Annotated in this window: 15 protein-coding genes; 5 read left to right on the forward strand and 10 right to left on the reverse strand. The window is 65.8% G+C overall.

Annotated features, from left to right (window positions below; translation table 11 throughout):
- Nucleotides 1–55: 55 nt before the first annotated feature.
- From AB4Y43_RS29520 to AB4Y43_RS29550, 7 genes are all read right to left on the reverse strand, one after another.
- A complete protein-coding gene (locus tag AB4Y43_RS29520) occupies nucleotides 56–1,423 on the reverse strand; it encodes a DUF3426 domain-containing protein (RefSeq protein ID WP_368729404.1) in 1,368 nt (455 codons plus the stop codon).
- A 136-nt stretch (nucleotides 1,424–1,559) separates the two neighbouring features.
- Nucleotides 1,560–2,456 carry a 50S ribosomal protein L11 methyltransferase gene (gene prmA / locus AB4Y43_RS29525; RefSeq protein WP_368729405.1) on the reverse strand — a complete coding sequence of 299 codons (897 nt, stop codon included), beginning with the start codon at nucleotides 2,454–2,456 and terminating at the stop codon, nucleotides 1,560–1,562.
- A 3-nt stretch (nucleotides 2,457–2,459) separates the two neighbouring features.
- Nucleotides 2,460–3,827: an acetyl-CoA carboxylase biotin carboxylase subunit gene (gene accC / locus AB4Y43_RS29530; protein WP_028214031.1), complete on the reverse strand. Its 1,368-nt coding sequence runs from the start codon at nucleotides 3,825–3,827 to the stop codon at nucleotides 2,460–2,462.
- A gap of 148 nt (nucleotides 3,828–3,975) precedes the next feature.
- A complete protein-coding gene (gene accB, locus AB4Y43_RS29535; RefSeq protein WP_069268520.1) occupies nucleotides 3,976–4,443 on the reverse strand; it encodes an acetyl-CoA carboxylase biotin carboxyl carrier protein in 468 nt (155 codons plus the stop codon).
- A gap of 97 nt (nucleotides 4,444–4,540) precedes the next feature.
- Nucleotides 4,541–4,993: a type II 3-dehydroquinate dehydratase gene (aroQ, locus tag AB4Y43_RS29540; RefSeq protein ID WP_069268521.1), complete on the reverse strand. Its 453-nt coding sequence runs from the start codon at nucleotides 4,991–4,993 to the stop codon at nucleotides 4,541–4,543.
- Nucleotides 4,994–5,186: 193 nt separating this feature from the next.
- Nucleotides 5,187–5,753, reverse strand: a complete 567-nt coding sequence (locus AB4Y43_RS29545) for a TlpA disulfide reductase family protein (protein ID WP_342948395.1) — start codon at nucleotides 5,751–5,753, stop codon at nucleotides 5,187–5,189.
- 11 nt (nucleotides 5,754–5,764) lie between these two features.
- Nucleotides 5,765–6,409, reverse strand: a complete 645-nt coding sequence (locus AB4Y43_RS29550; RefSeq protein WP_069268523.1) for a UDP-N-acetylmuramate--alanine ligase — start codon at nucleotides 6,407–6,409, stop codon at nucleotides 5,765–5,767.
- A 248-nt stretch (nucleotides 6,410–6,657) separates the two neighbouring features.
- Here AB4Y43_RS29550 and mpl point away from each other — a divergent pair, with 248 nt between their 5' ends.
- The 5 genes from mpl to mtgA all read left to right on the forward strand — a co-directional run bounded on the left by mpl (nucleotide 6,658) and on the right by mtgA (nucleotide 12,510).
- Nucleotides 6,658–8,049 carry a UDP-N-acetylmuramate:L-alanyl-gamma-D-glutamyl-meso-diaminopimelate ligase gene (mpl, locus tag AB4Y43_RS29555; protein ID WP_133182944.1) on the forward strand — a complete coding sequence of 464 codons (1,392 nt, stop codon included), beginning with the start codon at nucleotides 6,658–6,660 and terminating at the stop codon, nucleotides 8,047–8,049.
- Entirely contained in the window at nucleotides 8,046–8,621 is a 576-nt protein-coding gene (locus AB4Y43_RS29560) for a YqiA/YcfP family alpha/beta fold hydrolase (RefSeq protein WP_368729406.1), read from the forward strand. Before mpl ends, AB4Y43_RS29560 begins: the two co-directional genes overlap by 4 nt.
- A gap of 80 nt (nucleotides 8,622–8,701) precedes the next feature.
- A complete protein-coding gene (locus AB4Y43_RS29565) occupies nucleotides 8,702–10,828 on the forward strand; it encodes a ribonuclease catalytic domain-containing protein (protein WP_368729407.1) in 2,127 nt (708 codons plus the stop codon).
- Nucleotides 10,825–11,700, forward strand: coding sequence for a shikimate dehydrogenase (gene aroE, locus AB4Y43_RS29570; RefSeq protein ID WP_368729408.1), 876 nt, complete (start codon nucleotides 10,825–10,827; stop codon nucleotides 11,698–11,700). Before AB4Y43_RS29565 ends, aroE begins: the two co-directional genes overlap by 4 nt.
- 36 nt (nucleotides 11,701–11,736) lie before the next feature.
- Complete coding sequence (gene mtgA / locus AB4Y43_RS29575) at nucleotides 11,737–12,510, forward strand: monofunctional biosynthetic peptidoglycan transglycosylase (RefSeq protein ID WP_368729409.1); 774 nt, start codon at nucleotides 11,737–11,739, stop codon at nucleotides 12,508–12,510.
- A gap of 81 nt (nucleotides 12,511–12,591) precedes the next feature.
- On the opposite strand, the gene queF is transcribed toward mtgA, so the two are convergent.
- From queF to ilvA, 3 genes are all read right to left on the reverse strand, one after another.
- On the reverse strand, nucleotides 12,592–13,416 hold the full coding sequence (queF, locus tag AB4Y43_RS29580) for an NADPH-dependent 7-cyano-7-deazaguanine reductase QueF (RefSeq protein WP_069268529.1): 825 nt from the start codon (nucleotides 13,414–13,416) through the stop codon (nucleotides 12,592–12,594).
- The gene (locus AB4Y43_RS29585; RefSeq protein WP_368682254.1) at nucleotides 13,413–14,333 is read right to left on the reverse strand and encodes a 5'-nucleotidase; all 921 of its coding nucleotides are present in this window, start codon (nucleotides 14,331–14,333) and stop codon (nucleotides 13,413–13,415) included. The genes queF and AB4Y43_RS29585 overlap by 4 nt, the downstream gene beginning before the upstream one ends.
- A 12-nt stretch (nucleotides 14,334–14,345) precedes the next feature.
- The coding region (ilvA, locus tag AB4Y43_RS29590; RefSeq protein ID WP_368729410.1) for a threonine ammonia-lyase, biosynthetic at nucleotides 14,346–15,157 on the reverse strand (812 nt) is incomplete at its 5' end.

The following is a 15,157-nucleotide window of genomic DNA, read 5'->3' on the forward strand; positions in this document are numbered from 1 at the left end:
CGGGACGCCGGGAAATGCGCGGGGCACGCCAGTGCACCCGCGTACAGACGGAAAATCAGGGGTAGAAAATCTCGATGCGGAAGTTCGACGCCACCACGTCGCCCGTGTCGAGCCGCACGATCATGGTCTGCGTGGTGCGTGCGGGCAAACCGGCTTCGATGGACGTGCCGGGCGTGACGTAGTCCTGCGGCCACAGCACGCGCCGCACGACGATGTTGTTCTGCCGGTCGAGCAGCGACAGCTCGATGGCGGGGTATGCGAGCGCCACGTTGAAGCGGTTGCGCAGCGGCACCTTCAGTTCGAGGTGATGCGGCTCGTTGTCGACCTGGCGCAGATCGGACGGCTCGACCAGCAGACCGTCGATGTCGCGCGGCGGCAGCACGCGGCAGCCAAGCTGCTCGCACGCCTGCTGATAGAGCGACTGCGAGTCGGGCCAGTAGACCATGACCGTTTCACGCTGCCACCACGCGAGCTGCACGACGAGCAGCGCAAACAGCAGGATGGCGATGAGCGTGCCGAGAATGCGCCAGACGAGGCCGCGCGAACCGCGCGGGCGGGCGGGCGCTTCGCGGGTGACGGCGAAGGGTGAGGCGCCGTCGTTGGGCGAGAGCGCGCTGAACGCGGGCTCTGGCGCGGCTTCGCGGGTGCGGGGACCGAGCGCGGGCTCAGGGTCGTTCATGCGAGCCGCAGCCGATGCTTCGTTGGCCGAAAAGGTCGGCTCTTTCGGGCCGCTCGTGCCCAGGTTCGGCTCGCTGCGCGTCCAGCGCGCGGCGGGCGGGAAGGGTTCGGCGGCTGCGGGCTGCCGGGGGGGCGGTACCGATTCTGCTGCAGGTGCCGCCGGCGCACGCGGCGCATCTTGTGGAGCGCGTCCAGGCGTCGGTTCGTCGTCGAAGGCGACCCGCGACTCGGCTCCGGGCGTAATTTCAGGCGAGGCGCCGCGGGCAACGCTTGCCCCAGGCAGTTTGTCGGCGTCGTATTTCAGGCGCGGATCGCGCTGGCTGTCCTGCGGCGGCGCCCACGGGTCCCACGTGCGATTCGTGAAATTGGGTGTGGCGCCCAGCGTGGGGGGCGGCTCTTGCGATGGCGTTGCTGCTGCGGGTTGATACGCCTGATCATCGGGCTGCTGCGATGTGGCTTGTGATGCAGACTGCGATGCGAATTGTGAGGCGGGTTCCGAAGCGGGCTGCGCGGCAAAGCGCGAAGGGGGCTCCGATGGCGGCGAGGTCAGGCTGGCCGCGATTTCGGCTGCAAGGGGCACCGCGCGCGTGAAGTCGCCCCCTTCGGGCATCTCGTACAAACTGCCCGACGCGTCGAACGCTTCCTGACAATGTCCGCAACGCACGAGGCCTCGCCGCACGGCGAGCTGCGTTGGCTGGATGCGGAATACGGTTTCACAGAAGGGGCAGCGCGTTGCCAGAAGCATGTGGGCCGAAGATCTGGGTAGACCGGAGGATTGGTGATACCCGCATTCTACTGGCAATCCACCGCAGTCTACGACTTCGGTCTTGCCGCTTGGGGCGCGATCAGGCTCGTGCGAGCCTGATCGGAACGGGAAGGGACTAGGCGCGCCGCGTGCCCGCGAGGCAGACCCAGCCTTCGTGTTCGCGCCAGCCCGAGATCTCGATCCACTGCGCGTACACCTGCGCGACTTCCTCGGCCTGGCGCGCGAGAATGCCCGAAAGTGCGATGCGCCCACCCGGCTTCACGCGCGACGAGAGCATCGAGGCCATCAGCTTGAGCGGATTCGACAGAATATTGGCGACGACGATGTCGAACTCGCCGGCGGGGCAATCGTCGGGCAGGCCGTAGGTGACCGCCGCGCGATTGCGCTCGCTGTTGTGGCGCGCCGACTCGACCGCCTGCGGGTCGATGTCGATGCCGATCACCGGATTCGCTCCGCACTTCTTCGCGAGGATCGCGAGGATGCCCGATCCGCAGCCGTAATCGAGCAGCGAATTGCCCGGCTGCACGTGCTGTTCGAGCCATTCCATGCACAGACGCGTGGTGGGATGGCTGCCTGTGCCGAACGCGAGGCCCGGGTCCAGCTCGAGCACGAGCGCGTTCGGGTCCGGGGCATCGTGCCACGACGGCACGACCCAGATGCGCTCGCCGATCTGGATCGGGTCGAACTGCGATTGCGTCAGACGCACCCAGTCCTGCTCCTCGACTTCGCGCAGCGAGAACTTCGGCGTTTGCGTGAGACCCAGCTCGTTCGAAGCGGCCATGAGCAGCACGGCGGGATCCTGATCGGCGCCGATCAGCGCAATTACGCGCGAATGCTGCCACGCAGTGCGCTCGGGCGTTAAGCCCGGCTCGCCGAAGAGCGGCTGCTCGTCGGGCGTGTCGGCGTCGGCATCTTCCACCGACACCGAGAGGGCGCCAAGCTCGATCAGCGCGTCGGAAAGTTCTTCCGCGCGGTCACGCTCGAGCTCGACGATCAGTTCCCGGTAGCTCATGAGTTACGCTTCGTCCTTCTTCACTGCCTGACGTTCGGCCAGACGGCTTTCGAGGTAGTGAATGCTCGTGCCGCCCTCGACGAACTTCGCATCGAGCATCAGCTCGCGGTGCAGCGGGATGTTGGTCTGGATGCCTTCGACCACCATTTCCGAGAGCGCGATGCGCATGCGCTGAATAGCCTGCTCGCGCGTGGCGCCGTAGGTGATCAGCTTGCCGATCATCGAATCATAGTTCGGCGGCACGAAATAGCCATTGTAGGCATGCGAGTCGACGCGCACGCCAGGGCCACCCGGCATGTGCCACGACGTGAGACGGCCCGGCGACGGCGTGAACTTGAACGGATCTTCCGCGTTGATACGGCACTCGATCGCGTGACCCTTCAACTGGATGTCGCGCTGGCGGAACGAGAGCTTTTCGCCCGCAGCAATGCGGATCTGCTCCTGCACGATGTCGATGCCCGTGATCAGCTCGGTGACCGGGTGCTCGACCTGCACGCGCGTGTTCATCTCGATGAAGTAGAACTCGCCGTTTTCATACAGGAACTCGAACGTGCCCGCACCGAGGTAGCCCATCTTCTTGCAGGCGTCGGCGCAGCGATCGCCGATGCGATCGAGCAGGCGGCGCGCGATGCCCGGCGCCGGCGCTTCCTCGATCACCTTCTGGTGGCGGCGCTGCATGGAGCAGTCGCGCTCGCCGAGCCACACGGCATTCTTGAACGAGTCCGCGAGAATCTGGATTTCGATGTGACGCGGGTTCTCGAGGTACTTCTCCATGTAGACCTGCGGGTTGCCGAACGCACGGCCGGCTTCCTCGCGGGTCATGTTGACCGCGTTCACGAGCGCCGCTTCCGTATGTACGACGCGCATGCCGCGCCCGCCGCCGCCGCCCGCCGCCTTGATGATGACGGGGTAGCCGATCGCGCGCGCGATCTTCACGATTTCCTTCGGATCGTCGGGCAGCGCGCCTTCCGAGCCCGGCACGCAGGGCACGCCGGTCTTGATCATGGTCTGCTTCGCCGTGACCTTGTCGCCCATCATGCGGATCGTTTCCGGGCGCGGGCCGATGAACGTGAAGCCCGACTGCTCGACACGCTCGGCGAAATCGGCGTTCTCGGAGAGGAAGCCGTAACCGGGGTGGATCGCTTCTGCGTCGGTGACTTCGGCCGCGCTGATGAGCGCCGGCATGTTCAGATAGGAGAGGTTCGAAGGCGCCGGGCCGATACAGACCGCCTCGTCCGCGAGCTTCACGTACTTGGCTTCCTTATCGGCTTCCGAATAGACGACGACCGTCTTGACGCCGAGTTCGCGGCATGCGCGCTGGATGCGGAGCGCGATTTCGCCACGATTGGCAATGAGGATTTTTTCAAACATGGTGGGTATTCGACTCATCAAAGGGCGTCGCAAGTCGTATGTGCGTACGCCTCAGAGGATCGGTCGCGTGCGTCGCCGTCATGGGGCGCCAAACGCGACAAACGCGGCGGCGGCCAAAAAAGAAGGCCGCCGCCGCGCGCAGAAAAGCTTAGGCGATCACGTAGAGCGGCTGGCCGTATTCGACTGCCTGACCGTTCTCGACGAGGATTTCCTTGACCACGCCGGCCGTGTCCGACTCGATCTCGTTGAGCAGCTTCATCGCCTCGATGATGCAAAGCGTCTGGCCTTCCTTGACCGTGTCGCCAACCTGGACGAACGGGTCGGCGCCCGGCGACGGCGCGCGGTAGAACGTGCCCACCATCGGCGAGGTCACGACGTGGCCTTGCGGCACGGGGGGCGCGGCGGGAGCCGCAGCGGCAGCTTCGCCCACATGGGCGGGCGCTGCGAGCGGGGCACCCATGGCCGGCGCCGCGTATTGCGCGGGGCCAGGCTGCACGTAAACGGGCGGCGCGTTCTTGACGATGCGCACCTTGCCTTCACCCTCGGTCACTTCGAGCTCCGAGATGCCCGATTCGGAGACGAGGTCGATCAGAGTCTTCAGCTTACGTAGATCCATGGTGCAGCCCCTTTTACTTTGAATACGTGAAGTGCCGGGGCGCGCGCGTCCCGACACGGGTTGTTGTTCAGGTATTGACGGTCATCCGACGCAGGAATCAGGCCGCCGACCGGGCAGCGAGCCGGTCGAGCGCGTATTCGAGCGCGTAGAGATAACCCTTCCAGCCGAGGCCGCAAATCACACCTTCGGCCTGGTCGGAAAAATACGAATGGTGCCGGAAGGACTCGCGGCGATGCACGTTCGACAAGTGAATCTCGACGAACGGGATGCCGACGCCTGCCAGCGCATCCCGGATCGCCACGCTCGTATGCGTGTACGCGGCCGGGTTGATCAGGATGAAGTCGGTCTGCTCGGTGCGAGCCGACTGAATGCGGTCGACAAGTGCGCCTTCGTGATTGCTCTGGAAGGTCGCGAGTTCGACGCCGGCGTCCCCTGCACGGTCCGAGAGCGCTTGATCGATCTGCGGCAGCGTCACGCGCCCATACACCTCCGGTTCCCGGGTGCCGAGAAGATTGAGGTTGGGGCCGTGCAGAACCAGCAGTCGCGTCATGGTCGCTTCTTTTTCCGTGGAATTGCGCGAACTTTAGCGCCGATTAGAGAAATTTGTCTAGTTTTCCGATAAAGGGATATGGCCCCGACTACGCCGTGCGGCGAGGGTTTGGGTTGATCTCCGGTCAAATGGCAGGATTTTCATGGCAAAAACCTGCTACAGCGCCTAAGATCTTGTCAGACGATCTGCTGCGTCAAAGCGCGTCGAGGGTGCGCCGAAGCTCGTCCGGCTTGATTTGCCCTAATTTTGTCGCACGAACGGCGCCGTTCGCGTCGATTACGACCGTGTAAGGTAAGCCGCCCGCGCTGTTGCCGAACGCGCGTGCGACATCCGCGCCGCCGAAACCGGCGATGTAGATTGGGTAATCGACGGGCACCTTCTTGAGGAACGTCTTGATGTTCGCGGCCGAATCCACGCCGACGCCGACGAATTGAATTCCCTTCTTCGCGTACTCGCGCTGGAGCGCGGAAAGCTCCGGCATTTCCTCCACACACGGGCCGCACCAGGAAGCCCAGAAGTTGACCACGATCGGCCGGCCCTTGTAGATGGCGAGCGATTGCGCCTTGCCGTCCGGGTTCGTGACTGCTGCCGACCAGAGCTGGGTGAGCGCATTCTGCTTGCCGCCCGCCGACGCCGCGCTTACCGAGGTCGCATCGGCCGCGTCGGCGCTGCCGCTCGTTGCCCAGTGCCCAGCCAGTATGCCGCCGCCTGCGGCGATTGCCGCCACTGCCACGCCGGCCAGAATCCGCTTCGTATTCATCGCTGCCGTTATCAGGTTGTGGAAGAAGTGGCGCCACTCTCGTCGATCAGCGCCTGGAGGGCCTGCGCATTGGCGCGCGGCAGCCTGCCACGCGCGTCGGCGCGCACGGCGCCGCGCAAGTCGTCCGTATTGTAGAGCGCAACGTGGATGCCCACCGGCTCCTCGGCGCGTGACGGGCGCCACATGAAGCTGAGAGTTTCCACGAGGCCGCGCGCCGCGAAATGGCGCGTCTCCGACACGTCGTACTGCACGTTCGCATTCAGGAGCCAGATCGCGACATCCTTCGCGTTGTCACAGAAAATCTGCAGATGGATGTCGGAGTGCTCGCCCGCCGTGCCGTTGAGCACCGCACCGGTCAGAAACGGATTGAACGCATCGAGCCGCTGCATCCATTCGAGCGCGATCTCGCGCAGGCGGCGCAGCACCGCAGGCTGGCTGTCGCTTTGAAAGAGGGCCTGATATTCGCGGATCTCTTCCTCGATCTGATCGTTGTCGGGCAACCAGGTGCCTTCGATGCGCGTTTCCCCCACCACCTGCCGGGCGGCCTTGCGTTTGGCGGTGGCGTAGTCGAGGCCGTCCTCGGCGATCATCCTTGCTGCCGCGATGGCGATTTCCTCGCGCACGCGCTGGGGATCGAAATGTGATCTGCGAACCATCTTTTAATGATACTAGAGATCGCCCTGGCTCCTGCACGCAGCCACTGCGCCGCGTCCGCTGCCGGGTGCGCAGGGATTTTCCGTCGCTGCGGGGACCGAGGTCGAGCCAATAGGGCTCAGGGCCTCGGGTACAATACCCGTTCTTTGCTGCGGCGGCGCAGGACTGCCGACGTTCCAGCTTCTCCGTCCTTTTCAACCTGATCAATCCGATCAACGCGTTCACGACGCCCGCGCGGCGCGACAGGCTTATGCACATCCATATCCTCGGCATCTGCGGCACGTTCATGGGCGGACTCGCGGTGCTCGCGCGCAGCGCGGGCCACACGGTGACCGGCTGCGACGCCGGCGTGTACCCGCCGATGAGCACCCAGCTCGAAGCGCAGGGCATCCGCCTCATCGAGGGTTACGACGCGAGCCAGACCGAACTCAATCCCGATCTCTACGTGATCGGCAACGTGGTCACGCGCGGCAACCCGCTGATGGAGGAGATCCTCAATCGCGGCTTGCCGTACACGTCGGGTCCGCAGTGGCTCGGCGACCACGTGCTGCGCGACAAGTGGGTGCTCGCGGTGGCGGGCACGCACGGCAAGACCACCACGAGCTCGATGCTCACGTGGCTGCTCGAAGACGCGGGCCTGAATCCCGGCTTCCTGATCGGCGGCGTGCCGCTGAACTTCGGCGTGTCGGCGCGCCTGACCGATTCGAGCTTCTTCGTGATCGAAGCCGACGAGTACGACACGGCGTTCTTCGACAAGCGCTCGAAGTTCGTTCATTACCGTCCGCGCACGGCGCTGCTCAACAACCTCGAATTCGATCATGCCGACATCTTCCCCGATCTCGCGGCGATCGAAACGCAGTTCCATCATCTCGTGCGCACGATTCCGGGCGTTGGCCGCATCGTCACGAACGGCCGCTCGGACGCGCTCGAACGCGTGCTCACGCGCGGCGTATGGAGCGACGTGGAGCGCTTCGGCGTAGATGGCGGCTGGCAGGCGCTGCCGGCGGAAGACGGCGTGGCCGTGGACGAGCGCTTCGCCGTCTATCACAACAGCGAACGTGCAGGCGTGGTGGACTGGCAGATCCAGGGTGAACACAACCGCCTGAACGCGCTCGCGGCGATCGCCGCCGCGCGCAGCGTGGGCGTGCCGCCTGCGCAGGCCGCGGCCTCGCTCGCCACGTTCCGCAACGTGAAGCGCCGCATGGAAGTGCGCGGCAGCGTTGACGGCGTGACCGTCTACGACGATTTCGCGCACCATCCCACGGCCATCGAAACGACGATCGCCGGCCTGCGCACGCGCGTCGGTCACGAAAACACGCGCATCCTCGCCGTGCTCGAGCCGCGCTCGAACACGATGAAGCTCGGCGTGATGAAGGCGCAACTGCCCGCCAGTCTCGCCGACGCCGACCTCGTGTTCGGCTACGGCGCACCGAGCGGCAAGGACGCGCTCGGCTGGGATCTTGCCGGTGCGCTTGCGCCGCTCGGCGAGAAGGCCCGCGCTTTCCACGATCTCGAAGCGCTCGTGAAGGCGGTCGTCGCAGCCGCCCGCCCTGGCGACCAGGTGCTCGTGATGAGCAACGGCGGCTTCGGCGGCGTGCATCAAAAGCTGCTCGATGCGCTCTCGGCACGGAGCGCGGCGTGATCGTCTATCTGCACGGCTTTCGCTCGTCGCCCCAGTCGTTCAAGGCGCGCCTCCTGGCGGCGCGCATGGCCGAGCTGGGACGCAGCGGCGAATGGCTGTGCCCGACGCTGCCGGTTTCGCCGCGCGAGGCGATTGCGCTCGCCGAGCAGGAGATCGGCGCGCAAATGAAGCCGGGCGAGCGCGTCACGCTCATCGGCAGTTCGCTTGGCGGCTACTTCGCCACGCATCTCGCGGAAAAGCACGGCTGGCGCGCCGCGCTGCTGAACCCGGCGGTGGTGCCTGACCGCGATCTGTCGAAGTATCTCGGCGAGCAGCCGCTCTGGCACGGCGGCGGCAGCATCGTCGTCGAACCGCGTCACCTGGACGAGTTGCGCGCGCTGGCCGTTACGTCGGTGACGCAAACCGCGCGCTACTATCTGATCGCCGCGACCGGCGACGAAGTGCTCGATTACCGCGAGATGCTCGCGCACTATCCGGGTGTGCCCACACACCTGATCGAAGGCAGCGATCATGGCATCAGCGAGTTCGCAGATTACGTCGACGAAGTGATCCGTTTCTGCGACGCCGCTTGATGCGTGCGAACGCCTATATGTATACAGCACCGCCCGCGCGCCGCGCCGGCGGTCGAAGCAAGTCTGAACGAGAGTATTGAGTGAACGTTTTCTTTGAGGAATCGGGCAGTTTCAAGGCCGGCAGCGTGCTGTCGCGCCAGGGCGATGCATTTCAGGTCGAGCTGCCGGGCGGCCGGCGCGCCAAGGTGCGCGCAAAAGACGTGCTGATCGAGTTCGAGAAGCCGGCTGCGAGCGAACTGCTGGAGCGGGCGGACGCCGCCGCCCAGGAGATCGATCTCGACTTCCTGTGGGAATGCGCGCCTGCCGACGAATTTGCGTACACGGCGCTTGCGAGCGAGTACTTCGGCGAGACCTACGGTCCGGTCGAGCGCGCCGCGCTCGTGCTGCGCCTGCATGGCTCGCCCGTGTACTTTCGCCGCAAGGGGCGCGGCCAGTATCAGCGCGCGCCCGAAGAGCAGCTCAAGATGGCGCTGGCCTCGCTCGAGCGCAAGCGTCAGCAGGCGCTGGTGCAGGCCGGCTATGAGGAGGAGCTGAAGGCGGGTGGACTGCCCGAGGCGTTCAAGGGTAAGGCGCTCGGACTCCTCACGAAGCCGGACAAGAACTCGATCGAATACAAGGCGCTCGAAGCGGCGGCCGCTGCGCGCGGCATTTCGATGCCGCGCCTCATGCTCGAAAACGGCGGCATCGCTTCGCCGCGCGCGCTGCACGAGGCACGCTTCCTCGCGGACTTTTTCCCGCACGGCACCGGCTTCCCGCCGGTCGAAGTGGGCACGCTGCCCGAGGATCTGCCCGATGCCGCCGAGCACGTGCAGGCGTTCTCGATCGACGACGTCACCACGACCGAAATCGACGACGCATTCTCGATCGAGCATCTGGCCGACGGGCGCGTGCGCATCGGCATTCACATCGCGGCACCCGCACTTGGCATCCAGCGCGGCGACACGGCGGATACGATCGCGCGTACGCGTCTTTCGACGGTCTACATGCCCGGCGACAAGATCACGATGCTGCCCGACGATTTCGTCGACGCCTTCACGCTCAAGGAAGGCGGTCTGCGCCCGGCGCTTTCGCTCTACTGCATCGTGAACCGCGAGACACAAGAGATCGTCGCGACCGAAACGCGCGCCGAGCGCGTGTTCGTGAAGAGCAATCTGCGTCACAACACGCTCGACGAAGTCGTCACCGAAGCGACGCTCGCCGCGGGCACGGGCGAGTATCCGCACAAGGACGACATCGCCGTGCTGTGGCCGTTCGCGCAGGCCCTGTTCGAGAAGCGCCAGCAGGCGCGCGCCGGTTACGGCCTGCGCCGCGAGGTCCAGCGCAACACCGACTTCAACTTCTACGTGGAAGGCGAGCATGTCACCATCTCGCCGCGCCGCCGCGGCTCGCCGCTCGACCTGATCGTCGCGGAGCTGGCGATTCTCGCGAACTCCACGTGGGGCGCTTTCCTGCACGACCATGGCGTGCCGGGCATCTATCGCTCGCAGCGCGCGTTCGGCGCGCCGACCGGCCCCAAGCGCACGCGCATGCAGACCAACGCCGCGCCGCACGAAGGCCTCGGCGTCGCGCAGTATGCGTGGAGCACCTCGCCGCTGCGCCGCTACGTGGACCTCGTAAACCAGTGGCAGCTGCTCGCCTGTGTGGAGCACGGCGTGGCCGCCAAGCTCGTCGCGCCGTTCAAGCCCAAGGACGCCGATCTGTTCGCCGTCGTGCAGGGCTTCGACGAGACTTACACCGCTTACGCCGACCATCAGCGCCGCATGGAGTACTTCTGGTGCCTGCGCTGGTTGCAGCAGGAAATGCGCGGTGAAGCTGGGCGCGAGCCGCGCCGCGAGTTCCCGGCGAGCGTGGTGAAGGACGACCTGGTGCGCTTCGAAGAAGTGCCGCTGCTCATGCACGTGCCTGCACTCGGCGTGCACGCGCGCGGCACGCGCCTGATGATGGAAGTGCTGTCGATCGACGAGCTGACCATCGAGGCTTCGGTGCGCATGCTGCGCGTGCTCGATGCGCCCGTCGTGACGAGCGGCGAGCAGGCCGAAGAGGATGCGGGCGAAGACGAAGAGCTGATCGAAGCCGCCGACGAATCCGCACAAAGCGAAGCAGAAGCTGTCGCAGAAGCGGGCGACGCCGACGGCGAGACGGCAAGCGATGCGCCCGCGGCAGAAGAGCAATCGAGCGAACAGCACGCCACGGAGCCGCGCGAATGAGCGTCAGGGAGTCGAAGCCTGTTGTGCACGCCGACCGCTACGCCGTAGTCGGCAATCCGGTGGCGCACAGCAAGTCGCCGTACATCCACGCGCAGTTCGCGCTGCAAACGGGCGAGCGCGTTGAATACGACCGCCTGCTCGCGCCGCTCGACGGCTTCGTCCAGCACGTGCAGGCCTTTCACGCGGCTGGCGGGCGCGGCCTGAACGTGACCGTGCCGTTCAAGCTGGAAGCGCACGCGCTTGCGCACAAGCTCTCGCCGCGAGCGGCGGCGGCGGCCGCGGTGAACACGCTGCGCTTCGATGCGGACGGCATCTTCGGCGACAACACCGACGGCTTCGGCCTCGTGCGCGACATCGAGGTGAACCTCGGCGTTGCGCTCGAAGGCGCGCGCGTGCTGCTGCTCGGCGCGGGCGGCGCGGCGCGCGGCGTCGTGCTGCCGATGCTCGAGCGCCGGCCCCGCGAGATCACCATCGTGAACCGCACGGCGCCCAAGGCGCACGCGCTCATCGAACAGTTCGCAGGCGCGGCGGGCGAGTTCGGCTGCATTCTCAACGGTGGCGGTCCTCAAGACGTCGATCCCAAGCCTTACGACGTGATCGTGAACGCGACGGCGGGCAGCCTCGATGCGGCGTTGCCCGAGTGTGACGAGCGCGCGTTCGGCACCGGTACGCTCGCCTACGACATGATGTACGGCGCGCAGCCCACCGTGTTCATGCGCCACGCGCAGGCACTCGGCGCGCGCGCGGCCGACGGCCTTGGCATGCTGGTCGAGCAGGCCGCCGAGTCGTTCTTCGTGTGGCGCGGCGTGCGGCCCGAGGGCGCGCCGGTGCTGGCGGCGTTGCGCGCGCAGCTCGCCGCGCAGGCCGCGTAACGCCCGGCGCCTCTCGCACAAAACGGAGACGACGCCATGCGCAGGCAAGCCATCGGTGCGCAGGCCGCGGCGGTCGCGAGCGGCAGCGGGCGGCGCGCGCAGTCGCGCAAACGTCCTGGCGCGCTGCGCTGGCTGACCTGGGTCGTCTCGGTGTGCGCGATTGCGTGGATCGCCACGCAACTCTTCTACTTCGCGCAAATCGCGCTCTGGAACTTCGTCGATCCGCAAACCACGGCGTTCATGCGCACCGACGCCGCGCGTCTTTCCACCGACCGCCCCGGTCTCTCGATTCAGCACGAATGGGTCCCGTACGACCAGACCTCGCGCAACCTCAAGCGCGCGATCATCGCGTCCGAGGACGCGAACTTCGTCAACAACAACGGCTACGAAACCGACGCCATCCTCCAGGCTTGGGAAAGGAACAAGCAGCGCGGCCATATCGTGCGCGGCGGCTCGACCATCACGCAGCAGCTCGCGCGCAACCTGTTCCTCTCGCGCGAGCAGAGCTACATCCGCAAGGGCCAGGAGTTCGTCATCACGTGGATGCTGCAGACGCTGCTCGACAAGGAACGCATCTTCGAGATCTATCTGAATTCGGTGGAGTGGGGCAATGGCGTGTACGGTGCGCAAGCCGCCGCGCGCTACTACTACCGCACGAGCGCCGCGAAGCTCACGCCGTGGCAGTCGGCGCGGCTCGCGGTGATGCTGCCGCGTCCCAGGTACTTCGACGAGCATCGCAACTCGGCCTATCTCGCGCAGCGCACCGCCGTGATTGCGCGGCGCATGGGGGCGGCCGAGTTGCCGCATTGAAGCGCCGTCGCATCGCCACGCCAATGAAAAACGCGCCGTCTTTGCGGCGCGTTTTCCTTTGATTGTCTGCGTTTCTTCGGCTTACTGGCGAGCGAGCCGCGCGTTATCCGGCATCGGCATGTTGAAGTTGGTGCGAAACGGATTGATGTCGAGGCCGCCGCGCCGCGTGTAGCGCGCGTAGACAGCGAGCCGGTCCGGTTTGCACTCGCGCAGGATGTCCATGAAGATGCGCTCGGCGCACTGCTCGTGAAAGCCCGTGTGATTGCGGTACGAGATGATGTAGCGCAACAGGCCCGCCTGATCGATCTGCGGCCCGACGTAGTGGATCTGCACGCTGCCCCAGTCGGGCTGGCCCGTCACCGGGCAGTTCGACTTGAGCAGGTTCGAGATCAGCGTTTCTTCTACCGGGGCTTCGTCGAAGGCCGCCTTGAGCAGCGTCGGCTCCGGGTGATAGATTTCCGTGTCGAGATCGAGGCGATCGAGCGAGAGCCCTTCGAATTCCTCGAACGGGATCTTGCCGAACGCGCCCGGCTGCTCGAGCCGCACCGATACCGACGCGCCGCAGGCCGCCGTCACATCGCGCTTGATCGTCTCGCGCACCACCTCGGCGGATTCGAACGGCGTTTGCGCGAACGAGCCCAGATAGAGCTTGAACGACTTCGATTCGATGATGTTCGGCGAGTCGGCGGGAATGAAGAACGTGGCGATCGCGATCTGCGGCTTGCCGCGCGCGTTGAGCCACGAAAGCTCGTAGGCGTTCCAGATATCGCTGCCGAAGAAGGGCAGTTGCGCGCCAATGCCGATCTGCTCGCGCGCGCCCGCGCGCGGGATCGGGAAGAGGAGCGAAGCGTCGTATTGCTCGGTGTAGGTGGAGGCCTTGCCGAGCGGAGATTGATCGGGAGTCATGATGCGTTGGCTTCGGTTGCGAGATTGGTCACGCCGCTTGCCACGTGCCCGGTGGCCGTGACCGAGCGCGCGGATTCGCAATGGCGGATCTGGTCGTCGAAGAAAAAATCGGGTTCGAACTCGCGCAGGAACGGGCCTTTGTCGAGTCCGCCAAGGAACATCGCTTCGTCGATCTCGATGTTCCAGGCCATCAGCGTACGGATTGCGCGCTCGTGCGCGGGCGCCGAACGTGCGGTGACGAGGGCGGTGCGGATGCGCATTTGCGCGTTCGCGTCGGCGAGCTTCTGCAGACGGTTGAGCGCTGCGAGCAGCGGCTGCAACGGGCCTTGCGCGAGCGGCAGTTCGCGGTTGTCGCGCTCGTGGCTCACGAAGGCGGAAAGCCCCTTGCTCTGGAAAATCTGCTCGGCTTCGTCGGAAAACAGCACCGCATCGCCGTCGAAGGCAATGCGAATCTCTTGCGCGTTGCGTTCCGCCATTGTCGCCGATTCTGGAAAGACGCGTGCAGCGGGGAATCCAGCGTCGAGCGCGCTCTTCACATCGGCCGGATTCGCGGAGAGAAATAGCGACGCGTTGAGCGGCTTGAGGTAATGCCAGGGCTCGCGCCCGCGCGTGAACACGCCGCGCTGAATGTCGAGCCCGTGCTCGCGGCACGAACTGAACGCGCGCAGACCGCTGATGGGATCGCTGCGCGAGAGGATCACCACTTCCACGTGATGTGCGCCGTCATTGAGCGCGAGCAGCTTGCGGATCAGCGCGAACGCCACGCCTGGCCGCGCGGGCACGTTCAGGCGCTCGCGCTGGAGCGCCTCGTAGGCTCGCAGGTCGCCGGCCTCGAACACGTGGTTTTCCTCCTCGAAATCGAAGAGCGCACGTGACGAAATGGCGACGACGAGCTTGTCGGAAAGCGATACGGACACGATGGCCGCTCGTTACGCGAGGAACAACCGATACGCCGGGTTTTGCGTCTCTTCCCAGTGCGGATAGCCGAGCGTGGCGAGGAAACGGCGGAACTCGGCGTCTTCGGCGGCGGGCACCTGGATGCCCACCAGAATCGAGCTGTAGTCGGCGCCCTGGTTGCGGTAGTGGAACAGGCTGATGTTCCAGTTCGGCGCCATCGACGAAAGGAAACGCATGAGCGCACCCGGGCGCTCCGGAAACTCGAAGCGGAACAGGCGTTCGTCGTGCGCGAGCGGCGAGCGTCCGCCCACCATGTAGCGGATGTGCTGCTTCGACAGTTCGTCGCCTGTGAGATCGACGCTCGGAAAGCCGTGATCGACGAAGGTCTTCGCGATCTGCTGCGACTCGCCGCGGTTGCGGATCTGCACGCCCACGAAGATGTGCGCGCGCTCGGCGTCGTCGATGCGGTAGTTGAACTCGGTCACGCTGCGCGTACCGACCAGCTCGCAGAAGCGCCTGAAGCTGCCGCGCTCCTCGGGGATCGTCACCGCGAACACCGCTTCGCGCGCCTCGCCCACCTCGGCACGCTCGGCCACGAAGCGCATGCGGTCGAAGTTCATGTTCGCGCCCGAGGTGATCGCCACCAGCGTCTGCCCCTCGATGCCCTCGCGCTCCGCGTACTGCTTCGCGCCCGCCACGGCCAGTGCGCCTGCGGGTTCGAGCACGCTGCGCGTGTCCTGGAAGACGTCCTTGATCGCGGCGCAAAGGGCGTCCGTATCGACCGTGAGCACTTCGTCGAGATACTGGTGGCACAGGCGGAAGGTTTCCTCGCCCACGAGCTTGA

Origin of the sequence: Paraburkholderia sp. BR10872 (assembly GCF_040965835.1) — a bacterium.
Lineage (GTDB): Bacteria > Pseudomonadota > Gammaproteobacteria > Burkholderiales > Burkholderiaceae > Paraburkholderia > Paraburkholderia nodosa_A.

What these genes read in the sequence shown, in the direction of transcription:
- AB4Y43_RS29520 (WP_368729404.1), bottom strand. Translation starts at nt 1,423, where the DNA reads ATGCTTCTGGCAACGCGCTGCCCCTTCTGTGAAACCGTATTCCGCATC.
- prmA (WP_368729405.1), bottom strand. Translation starts at nt 2,456, where the DNA reads ATGAGCTACCGGGAACTGATCGTCGAGCTCGAGCGTGACCGCGCGGAA.
- accC (WP_028214031.1), bottom strand. Translation starts at nt 3,827, where the DNA reads ATGTTTGAAAAAATCCTCATTGCCAATCGTGGCGAAATCGCGCTCCGC.
- accB (WP_069268520.1), bottom strand. Translation starts at nt 4,443, where the DNA reads ATGGATCTACGTAAGCTGAAGACTCTGATCGACCTCGTCTCCGAATCG.
- aroQ (WP_069268521.1), bottom strand. Translation starts at nt 4,993, where the DNA reads ATGACGCGACTGCTGGTTCTGCACGGCCCCAACCTCAATCTTCTCGGC.
- AB4Y43_RS29545 (WP_342948395.1), bottom strand. Translation starts at nt 5,753, where the DNA reads ATGAATACGAAGCGGATTCTGGCCGGCGTGGCAGTGGCGGCAATCGCC.
- AB4Y43_RS29550 (WP_069268523.1), bottom strand. Translation starts at nt 6,409, where the DNA reads ATGGTTCGCAGATCACATTTCGATCCCCAGCGCGTGCGCGAGGAAATC.
- mpl (WP_133182944.1), top strand. Translation starts at nt 6,658, where the DNA reads ATGCACATCCATATCCTCGGCATCTGCGGCACGTTCATGGGCGGACTC.
- aroE (WP_368729408.1), top strand. Translation starts at nt 10,825, where the DNA reads ATGAGCGTCAGGGAGTCGAAGCCTGTTGTGCACGCCGACCGCTACGCC.
- mtgA (WP_368729409.1), top strand. Translation starts at nt 11,737, where the DNA reads ATGCGCAGGCAAGCCATCGGTGCGCAGGCCGCGGCGGTCGCGAGCGGC.
- queF (WP_069268529.1), bottom strand. Translation starts at nt 13,416, where the DNA reads ATGACTCCCGATCAATCTCCGCTCGGCAAGGCCTCCACCTACACCGAG.